Source organism: Novosphingobium pokkalii (assembly GCF_014652855.1).
Classification (GTDB): domain Bacteria; phylum Pseudomonadota; class Alphaproteobacteria; order Sphingomonadales; family Sphingomonadaceae; genus Novosphingobium; species Novosphingobium pokkalii.
The window spans coordinates 12,533-34,834 of the sequence record NZ_BMZP01000023.1 but is presented as its reverse complement, the minus strand read 5'-3'; the positions used below and the strand labels follow the sequence as shown (position 1 = coordinate 34,834).

The 22,302-nt window shown below is 67.2% G+C and carries 18 protein-coding genes and 1 tRNA gene; 11 read left to right on the top strand and 8 right to left on the bottom strand.

All coding sequences use genetic code 11. The features are described from left to right. Nucleotides 1–9: 9 nt before the first annotated feature. The 5 genes from pgmG to IE191_RS18475 all read left to right on the top strand — a co-directional run bounded on the left by pgmG (nucleotide 10) and on the right by IE191_RS18475 (nucleotide 8,827). Nucleotides 10–1,413, top strand: coding sequence for a phosphoglucomutase/phosphomannomutase PgmG (gene pgmG, locus IE191_RS18495; RefSeq protein WP_191325857.1), 1,404 nt, complete (start codon nucleotides 10–12; stop codon nucleotides 1,411–1,413). An 84-nt stretch (nucleotides 1,414–1,497) separates the two neighbouring features. Further along, on the top strand, nucleotides 1,498–3,204 hold the full coding sequence (locus IE191_RS18490) for an Hsp70 family protein (protein ID WP_191325856.1): 1,707 nt from the start codon (nucleotides 1,498–1,500) through the stop codon (nucleotides 3,202–3,204). A 24-nt stretch (nucleotides 3,205–3,228) separates the two neighbouring features. Next, the gene (locus tag IE191_RS18485) at nucleotides 3,229–5,334 is read left to right on the top strand and encodes a hypothetical protein (protein WP_191325855.1); all 2,106 of its coding nucleotides are present in this window, start codon (nucleotides 3,229–3,231) and stop codon (nucleotides 5,332–5,334) included. 130 nt (nucleotides 5,335–5,464) lie between these two features. Continuing rightward, nucleotides 5,465–6,340 carry a transferrin-binding protein-like solute binding protein gene (locus tag IE191_RS18480; RefSeq protein ID WP_191325854.1) on the top strand — a complete coding sequence of 292 codons (876 nt, stop codon included), beginning with the start codon at nucleotides 5,465–5,467 and terminating at the stop codon, nucleotides 6,338–6,340. Between the two features lie 57 nt (nucleotides 6,341–6,397). After that, complete coding sequence (locus IE191_RS18475; protein ID WP_191325853.1) at nucleotides 6,398–8,827, top strand: ligase-associated DNA damage response DEXH box helicase; 2,430 nt, start codon at nucleotides 6,398–6,400, stop codon at nucleotides 8,825–8,827. Between the two features lie 357 nt (nucleotides 8,828–9,184). On the opposite strand, the gene sucD is transcribed toward IE191_RS18475, so the two are convergent. Both sucD and sucC read right to left on the bottom strand, forming a co-directional pair. After that, a complete protein-coding gene (gene sucD, locus IE191_RS18470; RefSeq protein ID WP_191325852.1) occupies nucleotides 9,185–10,069 on the bottom strand; it encodes a succinate--CoA ligase subunit alpha in 885 nt (294 codons plus the stop codon). Between the two features lie 3 nt (nucleotides 10,070–10,072). Further along, a complete protein-coding gene (gene sucC / locus IE191_RS18465) occupies nucleotides 10,073–11,272 on the bottom strand; it encodes an ADP-forming succinate--CoA ligase subunit beta (protein WP_191325851.1) in 1,200 nt (399 codons plus the stop codon). Nucleotides 11,273–11,467: 195 nt separating this feature from the next. On the opposite strand from sucC, the gene IE191_RS18460 reads away from it, so the two are divergent. After that, the gene (locus IE191_RS18460) at nucleotides 11,468–12,250 is read left to right on the top strand and encodes a 3'(2'),5'-bisphosphate nucleotidase CysQ (RefSeq protein ID WP_191325850.1); all 783 of its coding nucleotides are present in this window, start codon (nucleotides 11,468–11,470) and stop codon (nucleotides 12,248–12,250) included. 125 nt (nucleotides 12,251–12,375) lie between these two features. On the opposite strand, the gene IE191_RS18455 is transcribed toward IE191_RS18460, so the two are convergent. Then, entirely contained in the window at nucleotides 12,376–13,386 is a 1,011-nt protein-coding gene (locus tag IE191_RS18455; RefSeq protein WP_191325849.1) for an aldo/keto reductase, read from the bottom strand. A 149-nt stretch (nucleotides 13,387–13,535) separates the two neighbouring features. Continuing rightward, nucleotides 13,536–14,225 carry a YiaD family glycine zipper/OmpA-like lipoprotein gene (locus IE191_RS18450; RefSeq protein WP_191325848.1) on the bottom strand — a complete coding sequence of 230 codons (690 nt, stop codon included), beginning with the start codon at nucleotides 14,223–14,225 and terminating at the stop codon, nucleotides 13,536–13,538. Between the two features lie 193 nt (nucleotides 14,226–14,418). Between IE191_RS18450 and IE191_RS18445 the strand changes: the two genes are divergently transcribed. After that, nucleotides 14,419–15,744, top strand: coding sequence for a hemolysin family protein (locus IE191_RS18445; RefSeq protein ID WP_191325847.1), 1,326 nt, complete (start codon nucleotides 14,419–14,421; stop codon nucleotides 15,742–15,744). Between the two features lie 17 nt (nucleotides 15,745–15,761). Here the strand turns inward: IE191_RS18445 and IE191_RS18440 are convergent, their stop codons facing one another. Both IE191_RS18440 and ykgO read right to left on the bottom strand, forming a co-directional pair. Further along, entirely contained in the window at nucleotides 15,762–16,385 is a 624-nt protein-coding gene (locus tag IE191_RS18440; protein ID WP_191325846.1) for an HAD family hydrolase, read from the bottom strand. Nucleotides 16,386–16,561: 176 nt separating this feature from the next. Further along, a complete protein-coding gene (ykgO, locus tag IE191_RS18435) occupies nucleotides 16,562–16,687 on the bottom strand; it encodes a type B 50S ribosomal protein L36 (RefSeq protein ID WP_008069451.1) in 126 nt (41 codons plus the stop codon). Between the two features lie 267 nt (nucleotides 16,688–16,954). On the opposite strand from ykgO, the gene IE191_RS18430 reads away from it, so the two are divergent. The 4 genes from IE191_RS18430 (at nucleotide 16,955) to IE191_RS18415 (ending at nucleotide 19,839) form a co-directional block, all read left to right on the top strand. Then, the gene (locus tag IE191_RS18430) at nucleotides 16,955–17,716 is read left to right on the top strand and encodes a DUF4136 domain-containing protein (protein ID WP_229815626.1); all 762 of its coding nucleotides are present in this window, start codon (nucleotides 16,955–16,957) and stop codon (nucleotides 17,714–17,716) included. Nucleotides 17,717–17,814: 98 nt separating this feature from the next. Further along, nucleotides 17,815–18,429, top strand: a complete 615-nt coding sequence (locus tag IE191_RS18425; protein WP_191325845.1) for a DUF4136 domain-containing protein — start codon at nucleotides 17,815–17,817, stop codon at nucleotides 18,427–18,429. After that, nucleotides 18,426–19,586, top strand: a complete 1,161-nt coding sequence (locus IE191_RS18420; protein WP_191325844.1) for a M14 family metallopeptidase — start codon at nucleotides 18,426–18,428, stop codon at nucleotides 19,584–19,586. Before IE191_RS18425 ends, IE191_RS18420 begins: the two co-directional genes overlap by 4 nt. Before the next feature lie 64 nt (nucleotides 19,587–19,650). Continuing rightward, nucleotides 19,651–19,839, top strand: coding sequence for a hypothetical protein (locus tag IE191_RS18415; RefSeq protein ID WP_191325843.1), 189 nt, complete (start codon nucleotides 19,651–19,653; stop codon nucleotides 19,837–19,839). 39 nt (nucleotides 19,840–19,878) lie between these two features. On the opposite strand, the gene IE191_RS18410 is transcribed toward IE191_RS18415, so the two are convergent. Then, nucleotides 19,879–21,846 carry a putative bifunctional diguanylate cyclase/phosphodiesterase gene (locus IE191_RS18410; RefSeq protein ID WP_191325842.1) on the bottom strand — a complete coding sequence of 656 codons (1,968 nt, stop codon included), beginning with the start codon at nucleotides 21,844–21,846 and terminating at the stop codon, nucleotides 19,879–19,881. A gap of 216 nt (nucleotides 21,847–22,062) precedes the next feature. Further along, nucleotides 22,063–22,136: transfer RNA gene (locus tag IE191_RS18405), tRNA-Gln, on the bottom strand. Nucleotides 22,137–22,302 lie beyond the last annotated feature (166 nt).

Below are 22,302 nucleotides of genomic sequence, written 5' to 3'. Positions count from 1 at the left end.
AGAGCCGGCATGAGCCACACGTTCGATCCCGTGATCCTGCGCGAATACGATGTGCGCGGCGTGTTCGGGCAGAACCTGGGCGCGGAAGACGCGCGCGCCATCGGCCGCAGCTTTGGCACGCATGTGGTGCGCAACGGCGGTGGCGCGGTGGCAGTGGGGCTGGATGGCCGGGTGAGTTCACCGATCCTGGAACATGCCCTGGTCGAGGGCCTCACGGCCAGCGGGGCCGACGTGCTGCGCATCGGGCTGGGGCCAACGCCGATGCTCTATTTCGCCGCCGCGACGCTGCCCGGCGTGGCTGCCGGCGTGCAGATCACCGGCAGCCACAACCCCGCGCATCACAATGGCGTCAAGCTGGTGTGGCAGGGGCGGCCGTTCTTTGGCGAGGCGATCCAGGATCTGGGCCGCCAGGCGCAGGCCGGCGATTGGGCCAGCGGCATGGGCACGGTGCGCGAGGTGGCGGTGATCGATGCCTATGTCGACCGGCTGCTCCAGGGCCTTGACGGGATCGACCGCGCCAGCCTGGCCGATCTCGCCATGGCCTGGGACGCGGGCAACGGTGCGGCCGGGCCGGTGCTGGAGCGGCTGGTCGGCCGCCTGCCGGGCCGCCACCAGGTGCTGTTTGCGCAAGTGGACGGGACGTTTCCCAACCACCATCCCGATCCCACGGTGGAGGCAAACCTGACGGACCTGCGCCGGGTGGTGGCGCAAGACGGGCTTGATTTCGGCGTTGCCTTTGATGGCGACGCTGATCGCATCGGCGCGGTCGATGGGCAGGGGCGGGTGGTCTGGGCGGACCAGATGCTGATCATCCTGGCGCAGGACCTGCTGGCCCGCCACCCCGGCGCGCTGGTGCTGGGCGACATCAAGATGGGCCGCGCCCTGTTCGACCGCGTGCGCGCGCTGGGTGGGCAGGCGCAGATGTGGAAATCGGGCCATTCGCACATGAAGACCCGGTTGCGCGAAAGCGGCGCCCTGCTGGCCGGGGAAATGAGCGGGCACGTGTTCCTGGCCGATGCCTGGTATGGCTTTGACGACGGTATCTATGCCGCGATCCGCCTGATCGCGGCCTGCGCCCGGCTGGGCCGATCGCTCACCGAGTTGCGCGGCGCGATGCCGAATACGATCGCCACGCCTGAATTGCGCTTTGCCGTGGATGAGGCGCGCAAGTTTGCCGCGGTGGAGGAAGTGAAAGCCCGGCTGGAGGCCGAGGCGGCCGACATGGTGGCGATCGACGGCGTGCGCGTGACCACGCCCGATGGCTGGTGGCTGCTGCGCGCCTCGCACACCCAGGCCGTGCTGGTGGCGCGCGCGGAAAGCGAGACCGAGGAAGGCCTGGCGCGGCTGCTCGACCAGATCGACACCCAACTGGCGCTGTCAGGGCTGGCGCGCGGGGACCAGGTGGCGCACTGAAACGTACCGTGATCGGATGGATGGCATCTTGCCATCCACGCCGATGCCCGGCCATGATGCTGCCATGGCAACGGGCAAGACGGCATGATCATCGGGATAGACCTTGGCACCACCAATTCGGCGGTGGCGCTGTGGGATGGAGAAGCGGCGCAGCTCGTGCCCAATGCGCTGGGGCAGATGCTGACGCCTTCGGCCGTTTCGGTGCTGCCCGACGGCACCACGGTGGTGGGCCAGGCCGCGCTGGAGCGGATGGCGGCCAAGGACGGTGCCACGCAGGTCAGCTTCAAGCGCTACATGGGCACCGATCACAAGCTCAAGCTGGGCCGCAACACTTATAGCGCCGAAGAGCTTTCGGCCCTGGTGCTGGCTTCGCTGCGCGATGACGTGGCGGCGCAGACCGGGCAGGTGCCGACCGAGGCGGTGATCACCGTGCCGGCCTATTTCAACGACAAGCAGCGCAAGGCGACGCGCCGCGCCGGGGAACTGGCTGGCCTGTCGGTGCGCCGCCTGATCAACGAGCCGACGGCGGCGGCGCTGGCGTTCGGCCTGGCCAGCCGGGGCGAGTACGAGCCGTTCCTGGTGTTCGACCTGGGCGGCGGCACGTTCGACGTGTCGATCGTGGAGATGTTCGCCGGCATCGTCGAAGTGCGCGCCTCGGCCGGGGACAACCGCCTGGGTGGCGATGATTTCAACGAAGCGCTGGCCAATGCCCTGCGTGCGCGGCTCGATCCCGATGGCCTGCTTGACCGGCAGAACCCAGAGCGGGCGCGCGCCCTGCTGTTGCAGGCGGCCGAGCGCACCCGCCGCACCCTGTCGGACAAGGCCGAGGCAGAGCTGGCCGTGACGGTCGAGGATCGCCGGCTGGCCTTGACCGTGACCACGGCCGATCTGGAAGCGGCGGTGGAGCCGCTGCTGCGACGCCTGCGCGATCCGGTGGTGCGGGCGCTGCGCGACAGCCAGATCGACACCGCCAGCCTTTCCGAAGTGGTGCTGGTCGGCGGGGCGACGCGCATGCCGGTGGTGCGCAAGGCGATCACCCGGCTGTTCGGGCGCTTTCCCAATTCCACGGTCCATCCCGATCATGCCGTGGCGCTGGGCGCGGCGATCCAGGGCGGGCTGATCGCGCGCGATGGCGGGCTGGACGAAGTGCGGATCACCGACGTCTGTCCGTTCACGCTGGGCGTGGACCGCAGCGAGCGCGACGGGCGCGGCGGCGTGGTAAGCGGGCTGTTCACGCCGATCATCGAGCGCAACACCCCGGTTCCGGTCAGCCGCGTGCACTATTTCCAGACCATGGCCGACAACCAGCGCCGCGTGGAATTCGGCATCTTCCAGGGCGAGGCGCGCGAGGTTTCCGGCAATGTCCGCCTCGGTGGGCTGGATATTCCGGTGCCGCCGCGCCCGGCCGGGGAAGTGCAGGTGGACGTGCGCTTCAGCTATGATTCCTCCGGCCTGCTGGAAGTGGACGTATCGATTCCGCTGACCGGCGAAAGCCGCAACGTGGTGTTCGTGGACGAGGAAGACCGCAAGGACGCGGCCGAGCTGGACCGCCGCCGCCGGGCGCTGGCCGCGATCAAGGTCCATCCGCGCGAAGAGGCCGCGAACCAGGCGCTGCTCGCCCGTGCCGAGCGCATGTGGGAAGACCATCTGGGCGACGTGCGAGAGGCGATCGGCCACTGGATCATCGCTTTCCAGACCGCGCTGGAAAGCCAGGATCATCGCACGATCGCGCAGGCCAGCGCCGATTTGGCGATGCGGCTCGATAGCCTGGATGCCGAGATGCCCCTATGAGCAAACCCCTGTGAAGGACGCCTTGTGAGCGGAGCCTTGCGCGGCGCGTGGCGCCGGCTGGGGATCGAACCCACCACCGACCAGGGCGCGATCCGCCGCGCCTATGCCGATGCCCTGCGCGCGATGGACGTGGACGCCGACGTGGCCGGCTTTGCCGCGTTGCGCGATGCGCGCGATACGGTGCTGGCCTGGGCGCGGCAGCAGCCCAAAGACGCAGCGCGAGAAGCTCCGGAGCCGGAATCCCCGGCGGCGCCTGCGGACGAGCCCGCGTTCGTGCCGGGCACGTGGCCGCATGCCGCGCCACGGCTGGACCTGCCCGGTAGCGCAGAGGGCGCGGGCGTGGTGGCCGGCGAGGACCATGGCCACGATGCGCTGGTGCCGGCTCCGGTCTTTGTCCCGGCGCAAGGCCCGGCCGATGCGCAGTTCGTCATGGCGCAGCCGACACTGGGGCCGGCGCAGTTGCCGGCGGGTGAGCTACCGGTCGAGGCTGCGGCAGTGGCCGCTGCGCGCCGGGATGCGCCGCGCGCCGATCATGCGCTGCATGCGTTGCTGCTCGACGGGCCGGGCACCGAATTCGGCCTGGCCGAAGCCGAGCGCGCTCGCGCCGCGGCCTTGATCGACGAACTGGTCGCGCAGGCCGATGCCGGCGGCGTGGACCTGTGGGCACGCACCGAGGAATGGCTGGCCGAAACCCTCGCGCGCGCTTGGCCACGCTCGGCGCCTTTGCTGGATGGCGTGGCGCGCACGTTTGGCTGGACCGATCGCCCGGCGACGACGGGCGATTCTCCCGCCGTTGCTTTCCTGATTCCGCGCCTGAACGAAAGCCCGCTGCTGCGCACCGCCCGGCCCGCCGAAGACGCGCTGTTCACGCTGCTGATACCTGACGAGGGTTCGGACGAGCCGCTCGACGAGGCGGGCGAGGCGGCAGCGATGCAGGCGCTGGGCGCCGTGCTGGACGAAGCGCGCGATGCCCGGATCGAGCGTTCGGCAGAAATCGAAGGCTGGTTGGCCGATCTGCTGGTGCAATCCTGGCCACGCTCCGCCCCGCTGCTTGAACCGGCAGCGCAGGCTTTCAACTGGGAAAGCGAACATGGCCATCTGAACGAACGGCCGCAGATCGCCTATCTCAACGCCCGCCTGCGCGGCTTGCGCTTTGTGCAGAAGGTGCAGGATAAGGGTCATCCGTTGCACCGCGCCTGGCAGGAACTGACGCGGCAGGGCAAGCGCAAGAGCCTGTTCGCGCCCAAGGCCAAGGTGCGCCAGTTGATCGACGGCGTGCGCAGCAACTTTCCCGAACTGGAGCAGCATTTCAACCCGATGCTGGTGGCCGCTTGGGAGGGGCGGCGGCTGTCGGGCAAGGGCGCGAACTTTGGATGGATGGCGATCCTGCTGATCGGCCTGATCCGCATGGTCATCGCGATTGCCGATTACGGAAACGATCACCCGGTTTCCGCGCCTCGGTTGCCCTATGAAACCAGTGTTCCCGCTGCGCCGGGGCAGGCACCGGACCCGCCTTTCGATCCGGCCCGCGATCCGGTGCTGGCTGACACCGTCCACCGATTGTTCGGCGCGGACCTGTCCTATGCCGATCTGGCCCGGCGCAATCCCAATCTCGCCGAAACGCTCCAGGCCAACCGGCGAATGACGGCCGATGCCGAGCAACTCGCCCGCAAGGCGCAAACCGTGCTGAACATGCGGTTCTTTCTGGCGCACTTGAATGCCAAGTCGCCGCGACTGGACGATCTGGCGCGTTGGCGACTGGACCAGATGGCGGCGGCGCGGGCGGATGGCCCGGATACCTGCCTGAGCGTTGCCGGCGGGGGCGACCTGCCGCCAGGCCGCACTCTGCCCGAAGCGGCGCTGGCGCGGCAGCAGAAGCTGGCGCGGGCCATGCTGGCGGCGGGCGAACTCGATGCCAGCCGGCCGCAGGGCACCAGCCGCAGCTATGCCATTCCAGGGGCAATGGTCGATCGCGTGATTGCCCTCAGCCAGTTGTCCGAAGCGCGCGTGCGCGCCGCTTTTCACAACCAGGGCAGCGCCGCTGACCAGTGCGCGGTGCGCATCGCGCTGATCAAGGCCGCCTTGGCTTGGCAGGGCACGGACCGGGTGGCGATCCTGCAAGGCACCTGACAGGCGCGTGTGCATTCGTCCGCGCGGCGGTGCGCCCACAACGGGTACATAGCCGTTTGAAACAATGAGCAATATATGCCAGGCCTGTCGGGCTGGATGAGCGTGGCTCATCACCGACAGGGGACCCTTGATGCCTGATATTCACTTGGCCTTCCCGGCCTTGCTTGCGCTTGCTCTGCCGCTGGCTGCCTGCGGAGACGGCGGTGGCGGTAGCGTGGCCAGCACGCCCACGCCGCCATCTTCGCCCAGCTATGCAACGCTCGATACGCTTTCGGGCACACACACGATGACGGCGACAGGTGTGCGCATGGCATCGTTCGACGGGGCGAGCCAGCAAGTGCAACTGACCATCGACTATGATCCGGCCGCCGGCAGCTATGTCATCAAGGAAAGCGGCAATACGCTGGTGACCGCCACGGCCGCCAACAAGCTGGGTGCTGCCGCCAACGGTGCAGTGGCCGAATACTACAGCAATGCGCAGACGCCGTGGTATGACCTTTTGATCTATCGGCCGAAGGTCAATGGCGTCCAGCTCAGCTATACGCAGATCGTGGGCCTGAGCCTGACGGCCAACGCCAATTCCAATGGCAATATGCTGGTCACCGGCATTGCCACCCGCACCGATGACATGCCCAAGTCGGGCACGGCCCGCTATATCGGCACGGTTTTCGGCCAAGGGTACAGTGATCGCAACGCCTACACCTTCACCCAGAAATCCACCGCCAACCTGTCTGCCAATTTTGCCACCGGAGCGATCAGCACCGATCTGCACCTGATCGGCACGTCGAACACCGGCGGGGCGGACAAGGACTTGGGCACCCTGAGCGGCACCGGAGTCCTGGCGACCAACGGCTCGACCTTTGCCGGCACGTTTGCCGGCACCACGGGCGCCGGGTTTGCTGGCGGCTTCTTCGGGCCGGCGGCGAGCGAGTTCGGTTATGGCTATGCCTTCAACAAGGGCGATACCACGTCCGTGGTCGGCTACGTTGCCGGCAAGAAGAACTGATGCCTTTGCCCCGGACGCCAGGTGGACCTGGCGCCCGGGGCTTCCTATCTAAGCCCCATGGCCATGATCCCGCTCGAAATTGCCGATTGGTTTGCCGGGCGGGGCTGGCGGGTGCGGCGGCACCAGGCGGAAATGCTCGATGCCGCTGACGCCGGGCAGCATGCGCTGCTGGTGGCCGATACCGGCGCGGGCAAGACGCTGGCGGGGTTCCTGCCCACGCTGGCGGCGTTCTGCCCCTCGCGGCTGGGCGGGAAGGCCCCGCCCGAAGGGTTGCACACGCTCTATATCTCGCCGCTCAAGGCGCTGGCGCATGATGTGCAGCGCAACTTGCTCACCCCGATTGCCGAGATGGGCTTCAACCTGCGGGTGGAAACGCGCAGCGGCGATACCCCGTCAGACCGCAAGGCGCGGCAGCGGGCCAGGCCGCCGCACGTCTTGCTGACCACGCCCGAATCGCTCTCGCTGCTGCTCAGCTATCCCGAGGCGTCTGAAATCTTCAGCGGGCTGAAACGGGTGGTGATCGACGAGATTCACGCCTTTGCCACGGGGAAACGCGGCGATCTGCTGGCGCTGGCGCTGGGGCGGTTGCAGGCGATCAGCCCCGATCTGCAACGCGCCGCGCTGTCTGCCACGGTAGCCGAACCGGAAAGCTTTCGCGGCTGGCTGGCGCCCTGGGGCGAGATCGACAGCGTGGCCCTGGTCGAGGGCGAGGAAGGCGCGCCGCCCGAGGTGGAAATCCTCTTGCCGCAGGAAGAGCGCGTCCCGTGGGGCGGCCATGCCGCCGCCTGGGCGGTGCCGCAACTGATCGCAATGATCCGCGCCAACCGCGTCACGCTGGTCTTCACCAACACGCGGTTTCTGGCCGAATACATCTTCCAGCTCTTGTGGGATGCCAACGACGAGAACCTGCCGATCGGCATCCACCATGGCTCGCTTTCGGTCGAGGCGCGGCGCAAGGTGGAAGGGGCGATGGCGCGGGGTGAATTGCGCGCGCTGGTGTGCACCGCCAGCCTCGATCTGGGCGTGGACTGGGGCGATATCGACCTGGTCGTGCAGATGGGGGCGCCCAAGGGATCGTCGCGCCTGTTGCAGCGCATCGGCCGCGCCAACCACCGGCTGGACCTGTCGAGCCGCGCGGTGCTGGTGCCGGGCAACCGCTTTGAATACCTGGAGGCCATGGCCGCGCGCGACGCGGTGAACGAAGGCCAGCGCGATGGCGAGGATTTCCGCCCCGGCGGGCTGGATGTGCTGGCCCAGCATGTGATGGGCTGCGCCTGTGCCGGGCCGTTCCGGGAAGCGGACCTGCTGCGCGAAGTGCGCTCGTGCCTGGCCTATGCCTGGGTGGACGAGACGGCCTTTGCCCGCGTGCTCGATTTCGTGGCGACGGGTGGCTATTCCCTGCGCGCCTATGACCGCTTTGCCCGCATCGTGCGCGATCGCGATGGCACGTGGCGGCTGACGCATCCCGAACAGGCCGCGCGCCACCGCCTCAATGCCGGGATCATCGTCGACGCTGAAATGCTCGAAGTGCGCTTTCGCAATGGCCGCTCGCTGGGCAAGGTGGAAGAGCATTTCGGCGCGCAACTGAGCCCGGGGGACACGTTCCGCTTTGCCGGGCTGGACCTGGAAGTGGAAGGCGTGCGCGACCTGGAACTGGTGGTGCGCGCGGCCAAGAGCGCCGGGCAGATCCCCAGCTATGGCGGGGCGCGCATGCCGCTGACCACGCACCTGTCCGCCCGCGTCCAGGCCATGCTGGCCAATCGTGGCACCTGGGCGCGTTTCCCCGACGATGTGCGCGAATGGCTGGAAATGCAGGACTGGCGCAGCCGCCTGCCCGCGCCCGGCGAACTGCTGGTGGAAAGCTTCCCCCATCGCGGCCGCGCCTATAGCGTGTTCTACACGTTCGAGGGATGGAACGCGAACCAATCGCTGGGCATGCTGATCACCCGACGCATGGAAGAGCGCGGGCTGGCACCGCTGGGCTTCGTGGCCAACGACTATGCCCTGGCGGTGTGGAGCCTGCGCCCGATCACCGACCCGGCGCCGCTGCTTTCGCCCGACATCCTCACTCACGAATTCGTCGAATGGGTGCAGAACTCGCACCTCTTGCGCCGCGCGTTCCGCGAAGTGGCGGTGATTTCCGGCCTGGTGGAACGCCAGCATCCCGGCAAGCGCAAGAGCGGCAAGCAGGTCACGTTCTCGACCGACCTGATCTATGACGTGCTGCGCAAGTACGAACCCGATCACGTGCTGATCGAGGCAGCCTGGGCCGATGCCCGCACCCGCATGACCGACGTGGGCCGCCTGGCCGACCTGCTCGATCGGTCTGCGGCGGAACTGGTGCATGTGGAACTTGAGCGGGTGACGCCGCTGGCCGTGCCGGTGCTGGTGATGATCGGGCGCGAAAGCGTGGCGCAGGGCGAGGCGGATGACGAACTGGTGATGGAGGCCGAAAGCCTGGGCGGGCTGGCGATGCGGCCGGATTAGGCTGGTGCGCTTGCCGGCTAGGGGCTTCGACAAGCTCAGCCCGAACGGGTTTCACAGAATTTTCAGCAACATCCGTTCGCCCTGAGCTTGTCGAAGGGCGGCCGGCACGGCGCCTGACTGTCAGGGGCTTCGACAGGCTCAGCCCGAACGGAATTCGGGGAAGTTCCAGGAACTTCGGTTCGCGGCCATATCTCCCCTCCTCTTCAGAGGAGGGGTTGGGGGTGGTGAGAGGCCTTGCGCCAGGTTTCCACCACCCCCCGACCCCCTCCTCTGAAGAGGAGGGGGAGGTCTCTGATATTTAACAAAAAGGGCCGGAAGGTTTCCCCTCCGGCCCCTTTGCAAACCGAGATCGGTCGATCAGCCCTTGAGCACTTCGGCCAAGGTTTCGCCCAGCAGGCTCGGCGAGGGGGAGACGCGGATGCCCGCGGCTTCCATCGCGGCGATCTTGCTTTCGGCATCGCCCTTGCCGCCCGAGACGATCGCGCCGGCGTGGCCCATGCGACGGCCCGGAGGGGCCGAGCGACCCGCGATGAAGCCGGCCATCGGCTTCTTGCGGCCACGCTTGGCTTCGTCGATCAGGAACTGCGCGGCCTGTTCTTCCGCATCGCCGCCGATTTCACCGATCATGATGATCGACTTGGTTTCCTCGTCGGCGAGGAACAGTTCGAGCACGTCGATGAAGTTGGTGCCGTTGACCGGGTCGCCGCCGATGCCGACAGCCGTGGTCTGGCCGAGGCCGATGTTCGAGGTCTGGAACACCGCTTCATAGGTGAGCGTGCCCGAGCGCGAGACCACGCCGACCGAACCCTTCTTGAAGATCGAACCGGGCATGATGCCGATCTTGCATTCATCCGGGGTGAGCACGCCGGGGCAGTTCGGGCCGATCAGGCGCGACTTGCTGCCCTGGAGCGCGCGCTTGACGCGCACCATGTCGAGCACCGGAATGCCCTCGGTGATCGCCACGATCAGTTCCATTTCGGCGTCGATCGCTTCCAGGATCGAATCGGCCGCGAATGGCGGCGGCACGTAGATGCACGAGGCGGTCGCGCCGGTGGCGTGCTTGGCTTCGGCCACGGTGTTGAAGTTGGGCAGGCCGATGTGGGTGGTGCCACCCTTGCCCGGAGTCACGCCGCCGACCATCTGGGTGCCATAGGCCAGGGCCTGTTCCGTGTGGAACGTGCCGGTGGCGCCGGTCATGCCCTGGGTGATGACCTTGGTGTTCTTGTTGACCAGAATGCTCATGGATCAGGCGACCTTCTGCACTTCGGCGACGATCTTCTTGGCGGCATCGCCAAGGTCGTTGGCCGGAACGATGGGGAGACCGGAGTTGGCGAGGATGTCCTTGCCGGCTTGCACGTTGGTGCCTTCGAGGCGCACGACGAGCGGAACCTGGAGGTTCACTTCCTTGGCAGCCGCGACGATGCCTTCGGCAATGATGTCGCACTTCATGATGCCGCCGAAGATGTTGACGAGAATGCCCTTCACCGCCGGATCCGAGAGGATCAGCTTGAACGCGGCCGTCACCTTTTCCTTGTTGGCGCCGCCGCCCACGTCGAGGAAGTTGGCCGGGAACATGCCGTTGAGCTTGATGATGTCCATCGTCGCCATGGCCAGGCCCGCGCCGTTCACCATGCAGCCGATGTCGCCATCGAGCTTGATGTAGGCCAGGTCATACTTGCTGGCTTCGATTTCGGCCGGATCTTCCTCGGTTTCGTCACGCAGTGCAACAACATCCGGGTGACGGTACAGCGAGTTCGAGTCGAAGCTCATCTTGGTGTCGAGCACCAGGAGCTTACCGTCCTTGGTTTCCACCAGCGGGTTGATTTCCAGCATGTCGCAATCGAGCGCAACGAACGCGGTGTAGAGCTGCTGGGCGATCTTGGCGGCCTGCTTGTTGAGGTCGCCCGACAGGCCCAGGGCAAAGCCCACGGCGCGGCCGTGGTGCGGCATGAAGCCCTGCGCCGGATCGATGGTGATCGTGGTGATCTTTTCCGGAGTCGCGTGGGCGACTTCCTCGATGTCCATCCCGCCTTCGGTCGAGACGATCAGGGCAACGCGGCCGGTGCCACGGTCGACGACCAGCGACAGGTAATATTCCTTGGCGATATCAACGCCATCGGTCACGTAGAGGCGGTTGACCTGCTTGCCCGCTTCACCGGTCTGCACGGTGACGAGGGTGTTGCCGAGCATTTCCTGGGCGAAGGTTTCGACTTCCTCGATGCTCTTGGCCAGGCGCACGCCGCCCTTGGCATCGGCCGGCAGTTCCTTGAACTTGCCCTTGCCGCGGCCGCCGGCGTGGATCTGCGCCTTGACGACATAGAGCGGCCCGGGAAGCTGCTTGGCCGCAGCCACCGCTTCTTCGACCGTGAGGGCGGCGATGCCGGCCGGAATGCCGACGCCAAATTTCGCCAGCAGTTCCTTGGCCTGATATTCGTGGACGTTCATGCAGGATCCCCGCTTACGTATGAGTGAAGGGATGGCTTGCGCCGGGATTTTCCGCGCTGCCATAAGCACAGGTTTTCGCAGTTGCAAAGACCTTCATTGAGCGATTAACTCGTGCACTGTCGGAATTGCCAGTGCGCGGCGGGTTTCGCCCCCCTCTTGCCAAGTGCGGGCGCCGCGCCCAAGGCTGGCCGGCGCATGTTCGATCCCGTCACCCTTGCCACCATCGTCACCGAGGCTGCCGATCGCGCGCTGGCGCTGTGGCCTGGCCATGGCCACGCTCCGAAAGTGTGGGACAAGGGGCACGACAACCCGGTGTGCGAGGCCGACCTGGCGGTCGATGCCTTTCTGCACGAAGCGCTGGGCGCGCTGGTGCCGCAGGCCGGCTGGCTCTCCGAAGAGACGGTGGATGATCCGGTGCGGCTGGACCACGGGCTGTGCTGGGTGGTCGATCCGGTGGACGGCACGCGCGATTTCGTGCGCGGGCGGCCGGGCTGGGCGGTCTCGGTGGCGCTGGTGGAGGCCGGGCGACCGATCGCCGCGATGCTGGCCGCGCCGGCACGGGGCGAGGTCTGGCTGGCCCAGGCCGGGCAGGGGGCGACCCGCAACGGCGTGCCGCTGGTGGCCAGCCAGCGCCTGGACCTGAACGGTGCGCGCATGCCGATGGACCATCTGCCGCCGACCAGCGTGGACCTGACCATGGTGGCCAAGCCCAATTCCATCGCCCTGCGCATGGCCATGGTCGCTTCGGCCGAGGCCGACCTGCTGGCCACCTGGCGCTGGGGCTATGAGTGGGACATCGCCGCCGCCGCGCTGATCGCGCAGGAAGCAGGCGCGGTGGTGACCGATGCCCACGGCGCGGACCTGATCTTCAACAAACCCGATCCGCGCGCGTTCGGCGTGCTGGTGAGCGCGCCGGCGATCCATGCGGAAGCCCGCCGGCGCGTGGCCCCGACCACGTCGAAGGCCTTGCGCGGGTAAGCTCTCATGCTTCGGCCTCGGCTTGCTCCCCCACCCGACCTTCCAACGTCAGTACCCTATGGGAGGTTGGGTGGGGGAGCGGGCCGGGGCCGAACTGCCACATTCGCATTTCCGCGAATGTGGCATCAAACGGCGAAATCCTCGGTGTCGATGGTGGGCAGCATGGCGCCGGCATAGCGGTGGCCGGCGACGGTCTGCTGGTTGATCAGCGCGTCGATCTCGGCGGTGACGCTGGCGGGAATCGCCCAGTCCCAGCGGGCGATGTTCTCTTCAAGATGGGTGATCTTGCCGGTGCCGGGGATGGCGACGATGTGTTCGCCCTTGCCCAGCACCCAGGCCAGCGAGAGCTGCGCCGGGGTGACGCCTTCGCGTGCGGCAAGGGCGTTGAAGGCATCGACGAGCGCGAGATTGCGCGGCCAGTTGTCGGCCATGAAGCGGGGCATGGCCTTGCGGATATCGCCCTCTTCCAGCGCCTGCGGATCGCGCACGCCATTGGCCAGCGCACCGCGCGCTACCGGGGAGAAGGCGACGAAGGTGGTGCCCAGATCGCGGCAGGCCTCGATCACGGCGATTTCCGCCTGGCGCGTCCACGGCGAATATTCGGTCTGCATCGCGGCGATGGGATGGACGGCGGCGGCGCGGCGCAGCGTATCGGCGGACATTTCCGACAGGCCGATCGCGCCGATCTTCCCTTCCTGGATCAGGTCGGCCATCGCACCCACCGAATCCTCGATCGGCACGGTGAAATCGCGGCGGTGCATGTAGTAAAGATCGATGTGATCGGTCTGGAGCAGGGTCAGCGACTTTTCCAGCTCGGCCCGGATCGTGTCGGGGTGGCAGTCGATCCCGCGCTTGTCGCCGCTGGCGAAAATGCCCATCTTGCTGGCAAGGAAGACCTTGTCGCGCTTGCCCTTGAGCGCCTGGCCCACCAGCGTTTCGTTGTGGCCATGGCCATAGAGGCGCGCGGTGTCGAAGTGGTCATAGCCCAGGTCGATGGCGCGGTGCAGCAGGGCGATCCCCTCGGCATCGCCCGGGCGGCCACCATAGGCCCAGCTCAGCGACATGCAGCCAAGGCCGATCGGGTTGACCATTCGGCCGGCAAGAGGACGGCTGGTGATCTGCGAAACGGTGGACATCTGCGGCAACTCCTTGTTGCCGCGCGGGATGCCAGCCCTTGCCGCACCGCGTCAACCACCCTGACCAGCAAATCAAAGGGGCTGAAAGCGAAAGAGCGCCACCCGATCCGGATGGCGCCCCTTCTGGCGATTGCTCGCGATGCTGGCGCTTATTGGCCGCGGGCGCGGGCCACGTCGTCCTGCGTCACCGGCACGATCTTGATTTCCACGCGACGGTTGGCGGCGCGGCCGCTGTCCGTGGCGTTGGACGCGATCGGGCGGGTCTTGCCAAAGCCCTGCGCGCGGATGCGGGCCGGGGCCACGCCGCGCGACGAGAGGTAATCGGCGACGGCCTGGGCGCGGTTCTGCGACAGGGTCATGTTGTAGGCATCCGACCCGGTCGAATCGGTGTGGCCGTACACGTCGATCAGCGAGTTGGGATACTGCACCAGCGACTGCGCCACGCGATCGAGCGTGTCGCGGAAGGCGGGCTTGATCACCGTGCTGTCGGTGTCGAACGTGACGCCGTTGGGCAGGTTGACGAGGATCGCCTGGCCGTTGTCGGTGGGCGTCACATCCACGCCCGAGCCGGCGGTCTGTTCACGCAACTGCTTGATCTGCTTGTCCATGGTGTAACCCACGGCGGCGCCGGCGATGCCGCCGATGCCCGCGCCGACGATGCGACCGGTGCCGCCGCCGATCAGGCCGCCCAGCAGCAGGCCACCCAGCGCGCCTGCGCCCGCGCCGATCGCGGTGCGCGACACCTTCTGCTGGCCGGTATTGGGATCGGTGACGCAGGCCGACAGGCTGACCAGCGAAACGGCGCACAGGCTGGAAACGACCACCCGACTGAACTTCATGACAAATTCCCCTTTTGGCATCCATTGCCCGGCAGCTTGGCCTGCCTGGCATCCCGACATGATCGGTAATTCGGACAAGCCCAATACACCAGCCCCGCCTGAATGGTTCCCGAATACCGGATGGAATCGCAGGCCCTGGCCGGGGCGATGCGGGGTCTTCGCGGCGCCGCGCAAATCTGCTAGGGGCCTTGGCGTGACATCCTTTCCGTGGCCAGACGCCCTCGTAATCCTGGGCCTTGTCGTGCTCAACGGCCTGTTTTCCATGTCGGAACTGGCCATCGTCTCGGCACGGCCGGCGCGCCTGAAAGTGCTGGCGGAAGGGGGTAGCGGCGGCGCCCGGGTAGCGCTGGACCTTGCGGCCGATCCAGGTAAATTTTTGTCAACCGTGCAGATCGGCATCACGCTGGTGGGCATCGTCGCGGGTGCCTATTCCGGATCGAGCCTGGGTGGCCCGGTGGGCGAGCGGCTGGCCGCACTGGGCGTGCCGCAGGCCTATGCCGCCGAGGCCGGCTTTGCCCTGGTGATTGCGGTGACCACTTATCTCAGCCTGGTGGTGGGCGAACTGGTGCCCAAGCAACTGGCGTTGAGCGCAGCCGAGCCGATTGCGGTGGTGGCGGCGCGGCCGATGGTGCTGATGGCGCGCATCACCGCGCCGTTCGTGTGGACGCTCAATCGCTCGTCCGGGCTGATCCTGCGCCTGCTCGGCCTGTCCAAGGGCGGGGAGCAGGAAGTGACCGCCGAGGAACTCCAGATGATCTTTGCCGAGGCGACCCGCTCCGGCGTGATCGAGGAGGAAGAGCGCGCACTGATGACCAGCGTGATGCGCCTGGCCGATCGCCCGGTGCGCGAAGTGATGACGCCGCGCATCGAACTGCACTGGATCGAGCAGGACGCCCAGCCGGCCGACCTGGACGAGGCGATCGAGGACAGCCCACATTCGCTGCTGCTGGTGGCCGATGGCTCGGTCGACCGCATCGTGGGCGTGGTGAAAGTGCGCGACATCCTTGCCGCGCGCCTGCGCGGGACGGAGCCGGAGCTCGGCAGCCTGATGAAGAAGCCGGCGATCGTGCCCGACCGGCTGGACACGATGGATGCGCTGCGGGTGATCCAGCAGGCCGAAGTGGCCCTGGCCCTGGTGCACGACGAATATGGCCATCTGGAGGGCATCGTCACCCCGGCCGACCTGCTGGCCGCGATCGCCGGCAATTTCGTGGCCCATGGCGACGAGGGTGACGGGCCGATGATCACCGAGCGCGAGGATGGATCGCTGCTGATCGCCGGTGCCTTGCCCGCCGATGCCATGGCCGACCGGCTGGGCATCGACCTGCCCGAGGACCGCGACTATGCCACGCTGGCGGGCTTTGCGCTTTCGGTGCTGCGCAAGCTGCCCACCGAAGGCGAGCATTTCACCGAGCAGGGCTGGCGCTTTGAAGTGGTCGACATGGACGGGCGCAAGATCGACAAGCTGCTGGTGCAGCGCGCCAAGGCCGCCACGCCGCCCGCCGAGCTGGACGGGTAACGGCGGCGCAGGCCGCTTTACAGCAAGCCGTGGGCCTTCAGGTCTGCTTCCAGAGCCGCCGCGCCGTTTGCGAAGTGGTGAGTGTGCCAACCGAGCGCGCGCGCCGTGGCGATGTTGGCGGCGTTGTCGTCGATGAACAGCATCGTTTCCGGCGCATGGCCGAATCGGCCCGCGGCCAGTTCGAAAATGGCCGGGTCGGGCTTGATCAGCCGTTCCGCGCCGGACACCACGATGTCCTGGCAATGATCGAGAATCGGGAAAGTGGGGCGGAACAGCGCCCAGGCATCGACGCCGAAATTGGTGATCGCATATTGCGGCACGCCGCGCGCGGCCAGGCGGCCGACCAGATCATGGGTGCCGGCCACCGGGCCGGGGATGCTGTCCAGCCAGTGGCTGGCATAGCGCGCGATCAGATCGGCATGTTCGGGAAATTCCGCGCTGCGCGCCGCGACCATGGTGGTCCAGGGCACGCCGGCGTCATGCTGGCCGTGCCATTCCTCGCTCACCACCTCGGCCACGAAGCGGGCGCGCTGCGCCGCGTCGGGAATCGCCTGGCGGTAGATCAGCCCGAGATCCCATTCCACCAGCACGCGGCCCACGTCCCAGACGACGACAGTGGGCGGGGTTGAAGCGCGAGTCATCGGGCGGAACCTTTGGGCAGGGCGATCAGCGCAGGATCGCGCAGGCAGCACAAACGAGACCAGCCCGCTTCCCGGACCGGAGCCGCACGAGGTGCGGTGGCCGGGCCGGGAAGCGGGCTGGAAGCAGCGTTACGCCTTGCCTGCAAGAGGCACGGCGCATGCGCGCGACGGGCTGATCAGCCCTGGCGCGCCTTGAAACGACGCTGGGTCTTGTTGATCACGTAGGTCCGGCCACGACGGCGGATCACGCGGTTGTCCCGGTGACGGTCCTTGAGCGACTTCAGGCTGTTGCGAATCTTCATGGCTATTCCCTTTGCCCGAATCCGACCCGGGCGCGAAACTGAAGGTGCGCCGTTAGTGGGCGCCCTGTGGAAAGTCAACCTTGGGGTGAGCTTCGTTGTTGGACCAATCCTTGCAGCGGGCGATAAACTGGCCCATGCTCGCAGGGTTTGCAGCGCGGCCGCGTTAAAACAGATGGTTCAGCCGCGCGACAGCCGCCTTCGGGCATCGCCGTGGCCTTGTTGATGGGATCCCCTGCCATGTTCCGCCGCGCGCGCGCCCGCTTTTCTTTGTCTCTTCTGGCCCTTGCTGCCGGCATCGCACTGGCCCCGGCGGCGCAGGCCCAGGCCTGGGGCGGCTGGGGTGGTGGATATGGTCCCGGTTGGGGCGGCCCTGGTTGGGGCGGTTATGACGGGCCGCGTCGCGGTGCGGGTGCGGCCGAACCGTCGAGCCGGATCGACGTGACCTCTTACCGCAGCGCCGATGCCCTGGCCCTGCTGGGCAAAGGCAAGATCGTGGTGGCGGGCGTCGATGCGCCGGCCGAAGACCTGGAGCAGGGCGCTGACGAGCCTTCGCCCGACAAGCTGCCGGTCTATGAAGCGGCGGTGGTCGATGCGCTGGTGGGCCATGGCTATGATACCCAGACGGTGAGCGATGCCGGCCAGATTGCGCAAGTGGCGGTCAGCCACCAGGTGGTTGTGCCCGAAGAGCAGAAGCGCTCCCCGGTCAGCGGCGCGATGAGCACCACGGTGAGCAACCGCGGCTCGGCCGTGTCGCTGGGCGTGGCGCTGGATTTCACCAAGCCGGCCAAGGCGATCGTGTCCACGCGCATGGACGTGCGGATTCGCGACAAGGCCAGTAGCCGCGTGTTGTGGGAAGGCCACGCCGAAGGCATGGCGCGCGAAGGCGAGGGTGGGCTGGACGACGGCAAGATGGCCGCGCGGCTGGCCAAGGCGCTGTTCGCCCGGTTCCCCGAAGGCCAGGTGGTCGTGGCCGATGCCAGCGGGGCTCCCAACGCCGCTCTCAATGCTCCGGCCGACGCCACGCCCTGATCGCAGGCACCCCTGCTCTTGAGCGGGCGCCGCGGCATCCCTATCTCGATACACACTGTTTCGCATTGCGCGGGCAGGTTTCAGAGGATGCACACGCCATGCGCCACTTTGCCTTTGCCATGCTGACTGCCGCGCCCCTGCTTGCCTCTGCGGCGGTTCCAGGCACCGTCCTGGCCGCGCCCGTGCAGGTGACTCGCTTTGCCACGCCCGATACGGTGACCCGGCTGGGGCATGGCGCGGCGGCGGTGGTTTCGGTGAGTGGTGGTGCTGCGGCCGATCCGCAAAGCCTGGCGGACCAGCCCTGGCTGCTGGCGGTGCAGCGCGAACTGGCCGGGTTGGGCCTGGGCGCGGCCACGCCCGGCGCGGCGGACGTGGTGGCCGAAGTGGACGTGCAGCGCCAGACGCAGGAGCGCGGCGGCGGCAATGGCCCGGTCAGCCTGGGGCTGGGTGGCGCCACCGGCGGCCGGCACAGCAGCCTGGGCATGGGGCTGGGCTTCAACATCGGCGGTGGTCCGCGCCGGGTGGATGCCACCTGGTTGCGCGTGATCCTGCGCGATCGCGCCACGGGCCAGCCCTTGTGGGAAGGGCGGGCGGAAAATGCCGAAAAGAGCGGTTCGGCGGCCGCCTCGGCCGATGTTCTGGCACCGCGCATGGCTCGCGCGCTGTTTGCGGGCTTCCCCGGCAAGTCTGGCGATACTATCTCGGTCAAATGACGCAAGATTCCTCCCCCGCCGCCCCGATCCTGATCAACGCCGCGTTCGACGCCGGCAATATCGAGGTGCTGGCCGTCGATGGCGCCCGCGCCACGCTGGCCATCCGCCGCGACAACCAGTCCGAATTCGCGCAGTGGTTTCATTTCCGCGTCAGCGGCGTGGCCGGGCGCGAACTGGACCTGGCGATCACCGGCCTGAACACTTCGGCCTATCCCGATGGCTGGCCCGGCTATTCCGCCTGCGTTTCCGAAGATCGCCAGGAATGGACCCGCGCCGCATCGGATTTCGATCGTGGGCGCGATGGCGGCACGCTGCACATCCGCCACCGGCCCGAGGGCGACCAGGTGTGGTTCGCCTATTTCGCACCCTATTCGCTGGAGCGGCACAACGACCTTGTGAGCGAAGCGGCAGCCAGCCCGGGCGTCGCACACCGTGTGCTCGGCCTGACGCTTGACGGGCGCTCGATCGATTGCCTGACGTTGGGCACCGGCGCGCGCCAGGTGTGGCTCTATGCCCGCCAGCATCCGGGCGAGACCATGGCCGAGTGGTGGATGGAAGGCGCGCTGGAGATGCTGACCGATCCGGCCGATCCCCATGGCCGCGCACTGCGCCAGGCCTGCACGTTCCACATCGTGCCCAATTGCAATCCCGATGGCAGCGCGCGCGGGCACCTGCGCACCAACGCGGTGGGCGTCAACCTCAACCGCGAATGGCACGAACCGAGCACGGAGCGTTCGCCCGAAGTGCTGGCGATCCGCAATGCGATGGATGAGACCGGCGTAGACTTTGCCATCGATGTGCACGGGGACGAGGCGATTCCCGCCGTGTTCCTGGCCGGGTTCGAAGGCATTCCGGGCCTCACGCCCGAGCAACTTGCCGGCTATCAGCGCTATCGCGCGATCCTGGATCGGCGCACTCCCGATTTCCAGGTGCGCCGTGGCTATCCCGAAAGCCGGCCGGGCCAGGGCAACCTGGCCATGTCGACCAACCAGGTCGCGGAGCGCTTTGGCGCCGTGGCGATGACGCTGGAAATGCCGTTCAAGGACAATGCCGACCTCCCCGACCCGGTCCATGGCTGGAGCGCGGAACGCAGCAAGCTGCTAGCACGCGATTGCCTGGCCGCGCTGTGGGAATGGTTGCAGACCGGACCGGCGTAATTCGGGCGTGAGCCGGGGGCCCATCTTTACGGCGCGTTAATTCCTCCCGGACCATGAAGGGAGCATGGCCCGTGCCCTGCTTCTTTCCGCTCAGACCGTTTCCGGCCGCCTGTTTGCAGGCAGGGGCCTGTTGGGCGACGAGCCCGTGGTACTGTCGCGCTGGCCCGTCCGCGCGCGGCAGGCGCTGGCCAGTGTGCCGGTGCTGGGTTGCGCTGCGGCGCTGATCTGTGCGGGACGCGCGCTTCCCTTCTGAAATCCGTTACTGCGCCTGGTTTGTCTGCGGCCGGCGCGTTCAGGCGGCGCCCCGCTGCGGCGAATCGACACGCCACGGGTGCTGTTCCCACTGCGCATGGAGCGACAGCAGATCCTCAACCGCCAGCGGCCGGCTGAACAGATAGCCCTGGGCGTGCTTGCAGCCTGCTTCCACGAGCATCGAGCGCTGCCGCGCGGTCTCCACCCCCTCGGCCACGCAGCGCAGCCCGATCGTGTGGCAGAACGTGATGATGGCGCGGGCGATGGTGTCGCCACCGGGCTGGTCGATCGCGGTCACGAAGCTGCGGTCGATCTTCACCTTGTCGAGCGGCAGGCGCTGGACGTAGCCGAGACTGGAATAGCCGGTGCCGAAATCATCGAGCGCGACTCGTACGCCGATATCGCGAAATGCCTGCAAGGCTTCGGCCGCCACCTCGGCATTGGCCATGACGGCAGTTTCGGTCACTTCCAGCCAGATCCGGCTGGGGTTGATGCCGGTGCGCTCGATCTCGCGCCGGATGAAGGCGAGCGTGGTCGCCGAGGTGAGGTCGCAGGCCGAGATGTTGAACGAGATGGCCACCATGTCCGGCAGTTGCAGCGCGGCCTGCAAGCCCTTGCGGATCACCGCTCGGGTAATGCTGTGGATCGCGGTGGAGCGTTCGGCCACGGCGATGAATTCGGTGGCGGAAACATCGCCCAGCACCGGGCTGTTCCATCGTACCAGCACTTCCACCGCGCTCATCCGGCCGCTGTCGAGTTCGACGATGGGTTGCAGCACGATGTCCAGTTCGTCTTCCAGCGTGCTGCCCTGGAGCGCCAGTTCTATCGCGCGGTCGGCGCGCACGGCGGTTTCGAGCGCCGCGGTGAACACGCAGACGCCGCCGCCGTTGTTGTGCTTGGCGTGGTAGAGCGCATAATCGGCGCGGTCGAACAGGTCGGCGGCCTTGGTGCCGGCCTCCGGGCAATGCGCCACGCCCAGCGATCCGCCCACGTGCAGCACGATCTCGCCCACTGCCAAGGGCGCCTGGATCTGTTGCAGCAGCCGTTCGCAGGTGCGGGAAAAGCCGGCCACGTCGGGATCGATCAAGCCGAATTCGTCGCCGCCCAGGCGATAGACCTGCGCTGATGGCCCGGCGGCCAGGCGCAGCCGGGTGCCGATCTCGGCCAGCAGGCGATCGCCCACGTGATGGCCATAGGTGTCGTTGATCGGCTTGAACCGATCGAGATCGAGCACGCCCACCGCGAACGGCGTGCCGGCATGGGTGGTGGTCCACGCATCGAGATCGGCATGGAACTTGCGGCGGTTGGCCAGGCCGGTGAGTGCGTCGGTCAGCGCAAGACGACGGTTTTCCTCGTTCAGCCGCTGCAATTCCTCGTGCTGGGCGGCCAGCAGCGTGCCGGCCAGCACCTGGTTGCGGAAATAGGCAAAGCTGTTGAACAGCACCCGCAGCAACACGGCCAGGACCAGCGCCACGTTGATGCCCACGGTCACGAAGATCAACTGCTGGCGGGCCAGGCACATGATGATGAAGGCTGGCAGCACTGTCATGGCCACCAGCATGGCAGCCTGGGGCAGAACGATCAGGCAGAAGATGCAGCCGATCACCGTGGTGGAGATATAGAGACCGACGTGGGCCTGCTCGAACGGCCCGCCATAAGGCGCCAGGGCCAGCGACCAGCCGACATAGGCCAGTGCCACCGGCCCGGACACGGCGGTGATCGCGCGCAGTTGCCGTCGCGCCTGTTGCGGCGTGGGCACGCCCTTGCGTGCCTGGCGCAGCCAGTGGACCATGCGGATGAAAGTGATGATAAACAGCGCGGCGGGCACGCTGACGGTGAGCACCGACGGCGCCTGGTTGCGATGGGTGATGGCAACGGCGAAGGAGTTGATCAGCAACAGGCCATAGAGCAAGGGAACCTGGCGTTGCAGGTTTGTCGCCTGCGAAACGGCCAGGGCCGGATCATCCCCGATTTCCGCAAACCAGCGAAACGCACGCGACGCACGCAACTGCATTCTCCCCAGATCGCTGAAATTCTTCGCAACCAAGACCATGCACTGCAAAGCATGAAAAGAATCATACCGGCGCGACGGGGATGGCCGCTGACGGCGGGGTACCTGGCACGATGCCGTTCTGGTCACGCCGGACACACATCATGCCTGCGCATGCGACTGGTCAAAAAGCCAGAAGCAGTAGCGCGACATAAAACAACGATTTCAGGGATTTGGATGCCCCGCGAGGATTCGAACCTCGATTGACGGAGTCAGAGTCCGTAGTCTTACCTTTAGACGACGGGGCATCGGGAGGCGCCCCTCTAGTCGGGGCGTTTCAGAGCGTCAACCCACTTTTTCGCAGGTCCGTGGCGGCATCGGATGGCGCGTTCCGGGGCGAACCTTGCCGCGCGGGCGCCATGACGCTACGGTGACGGTCAAGTACCCGACCGGCACCGATGCCAGCGGGAAAAC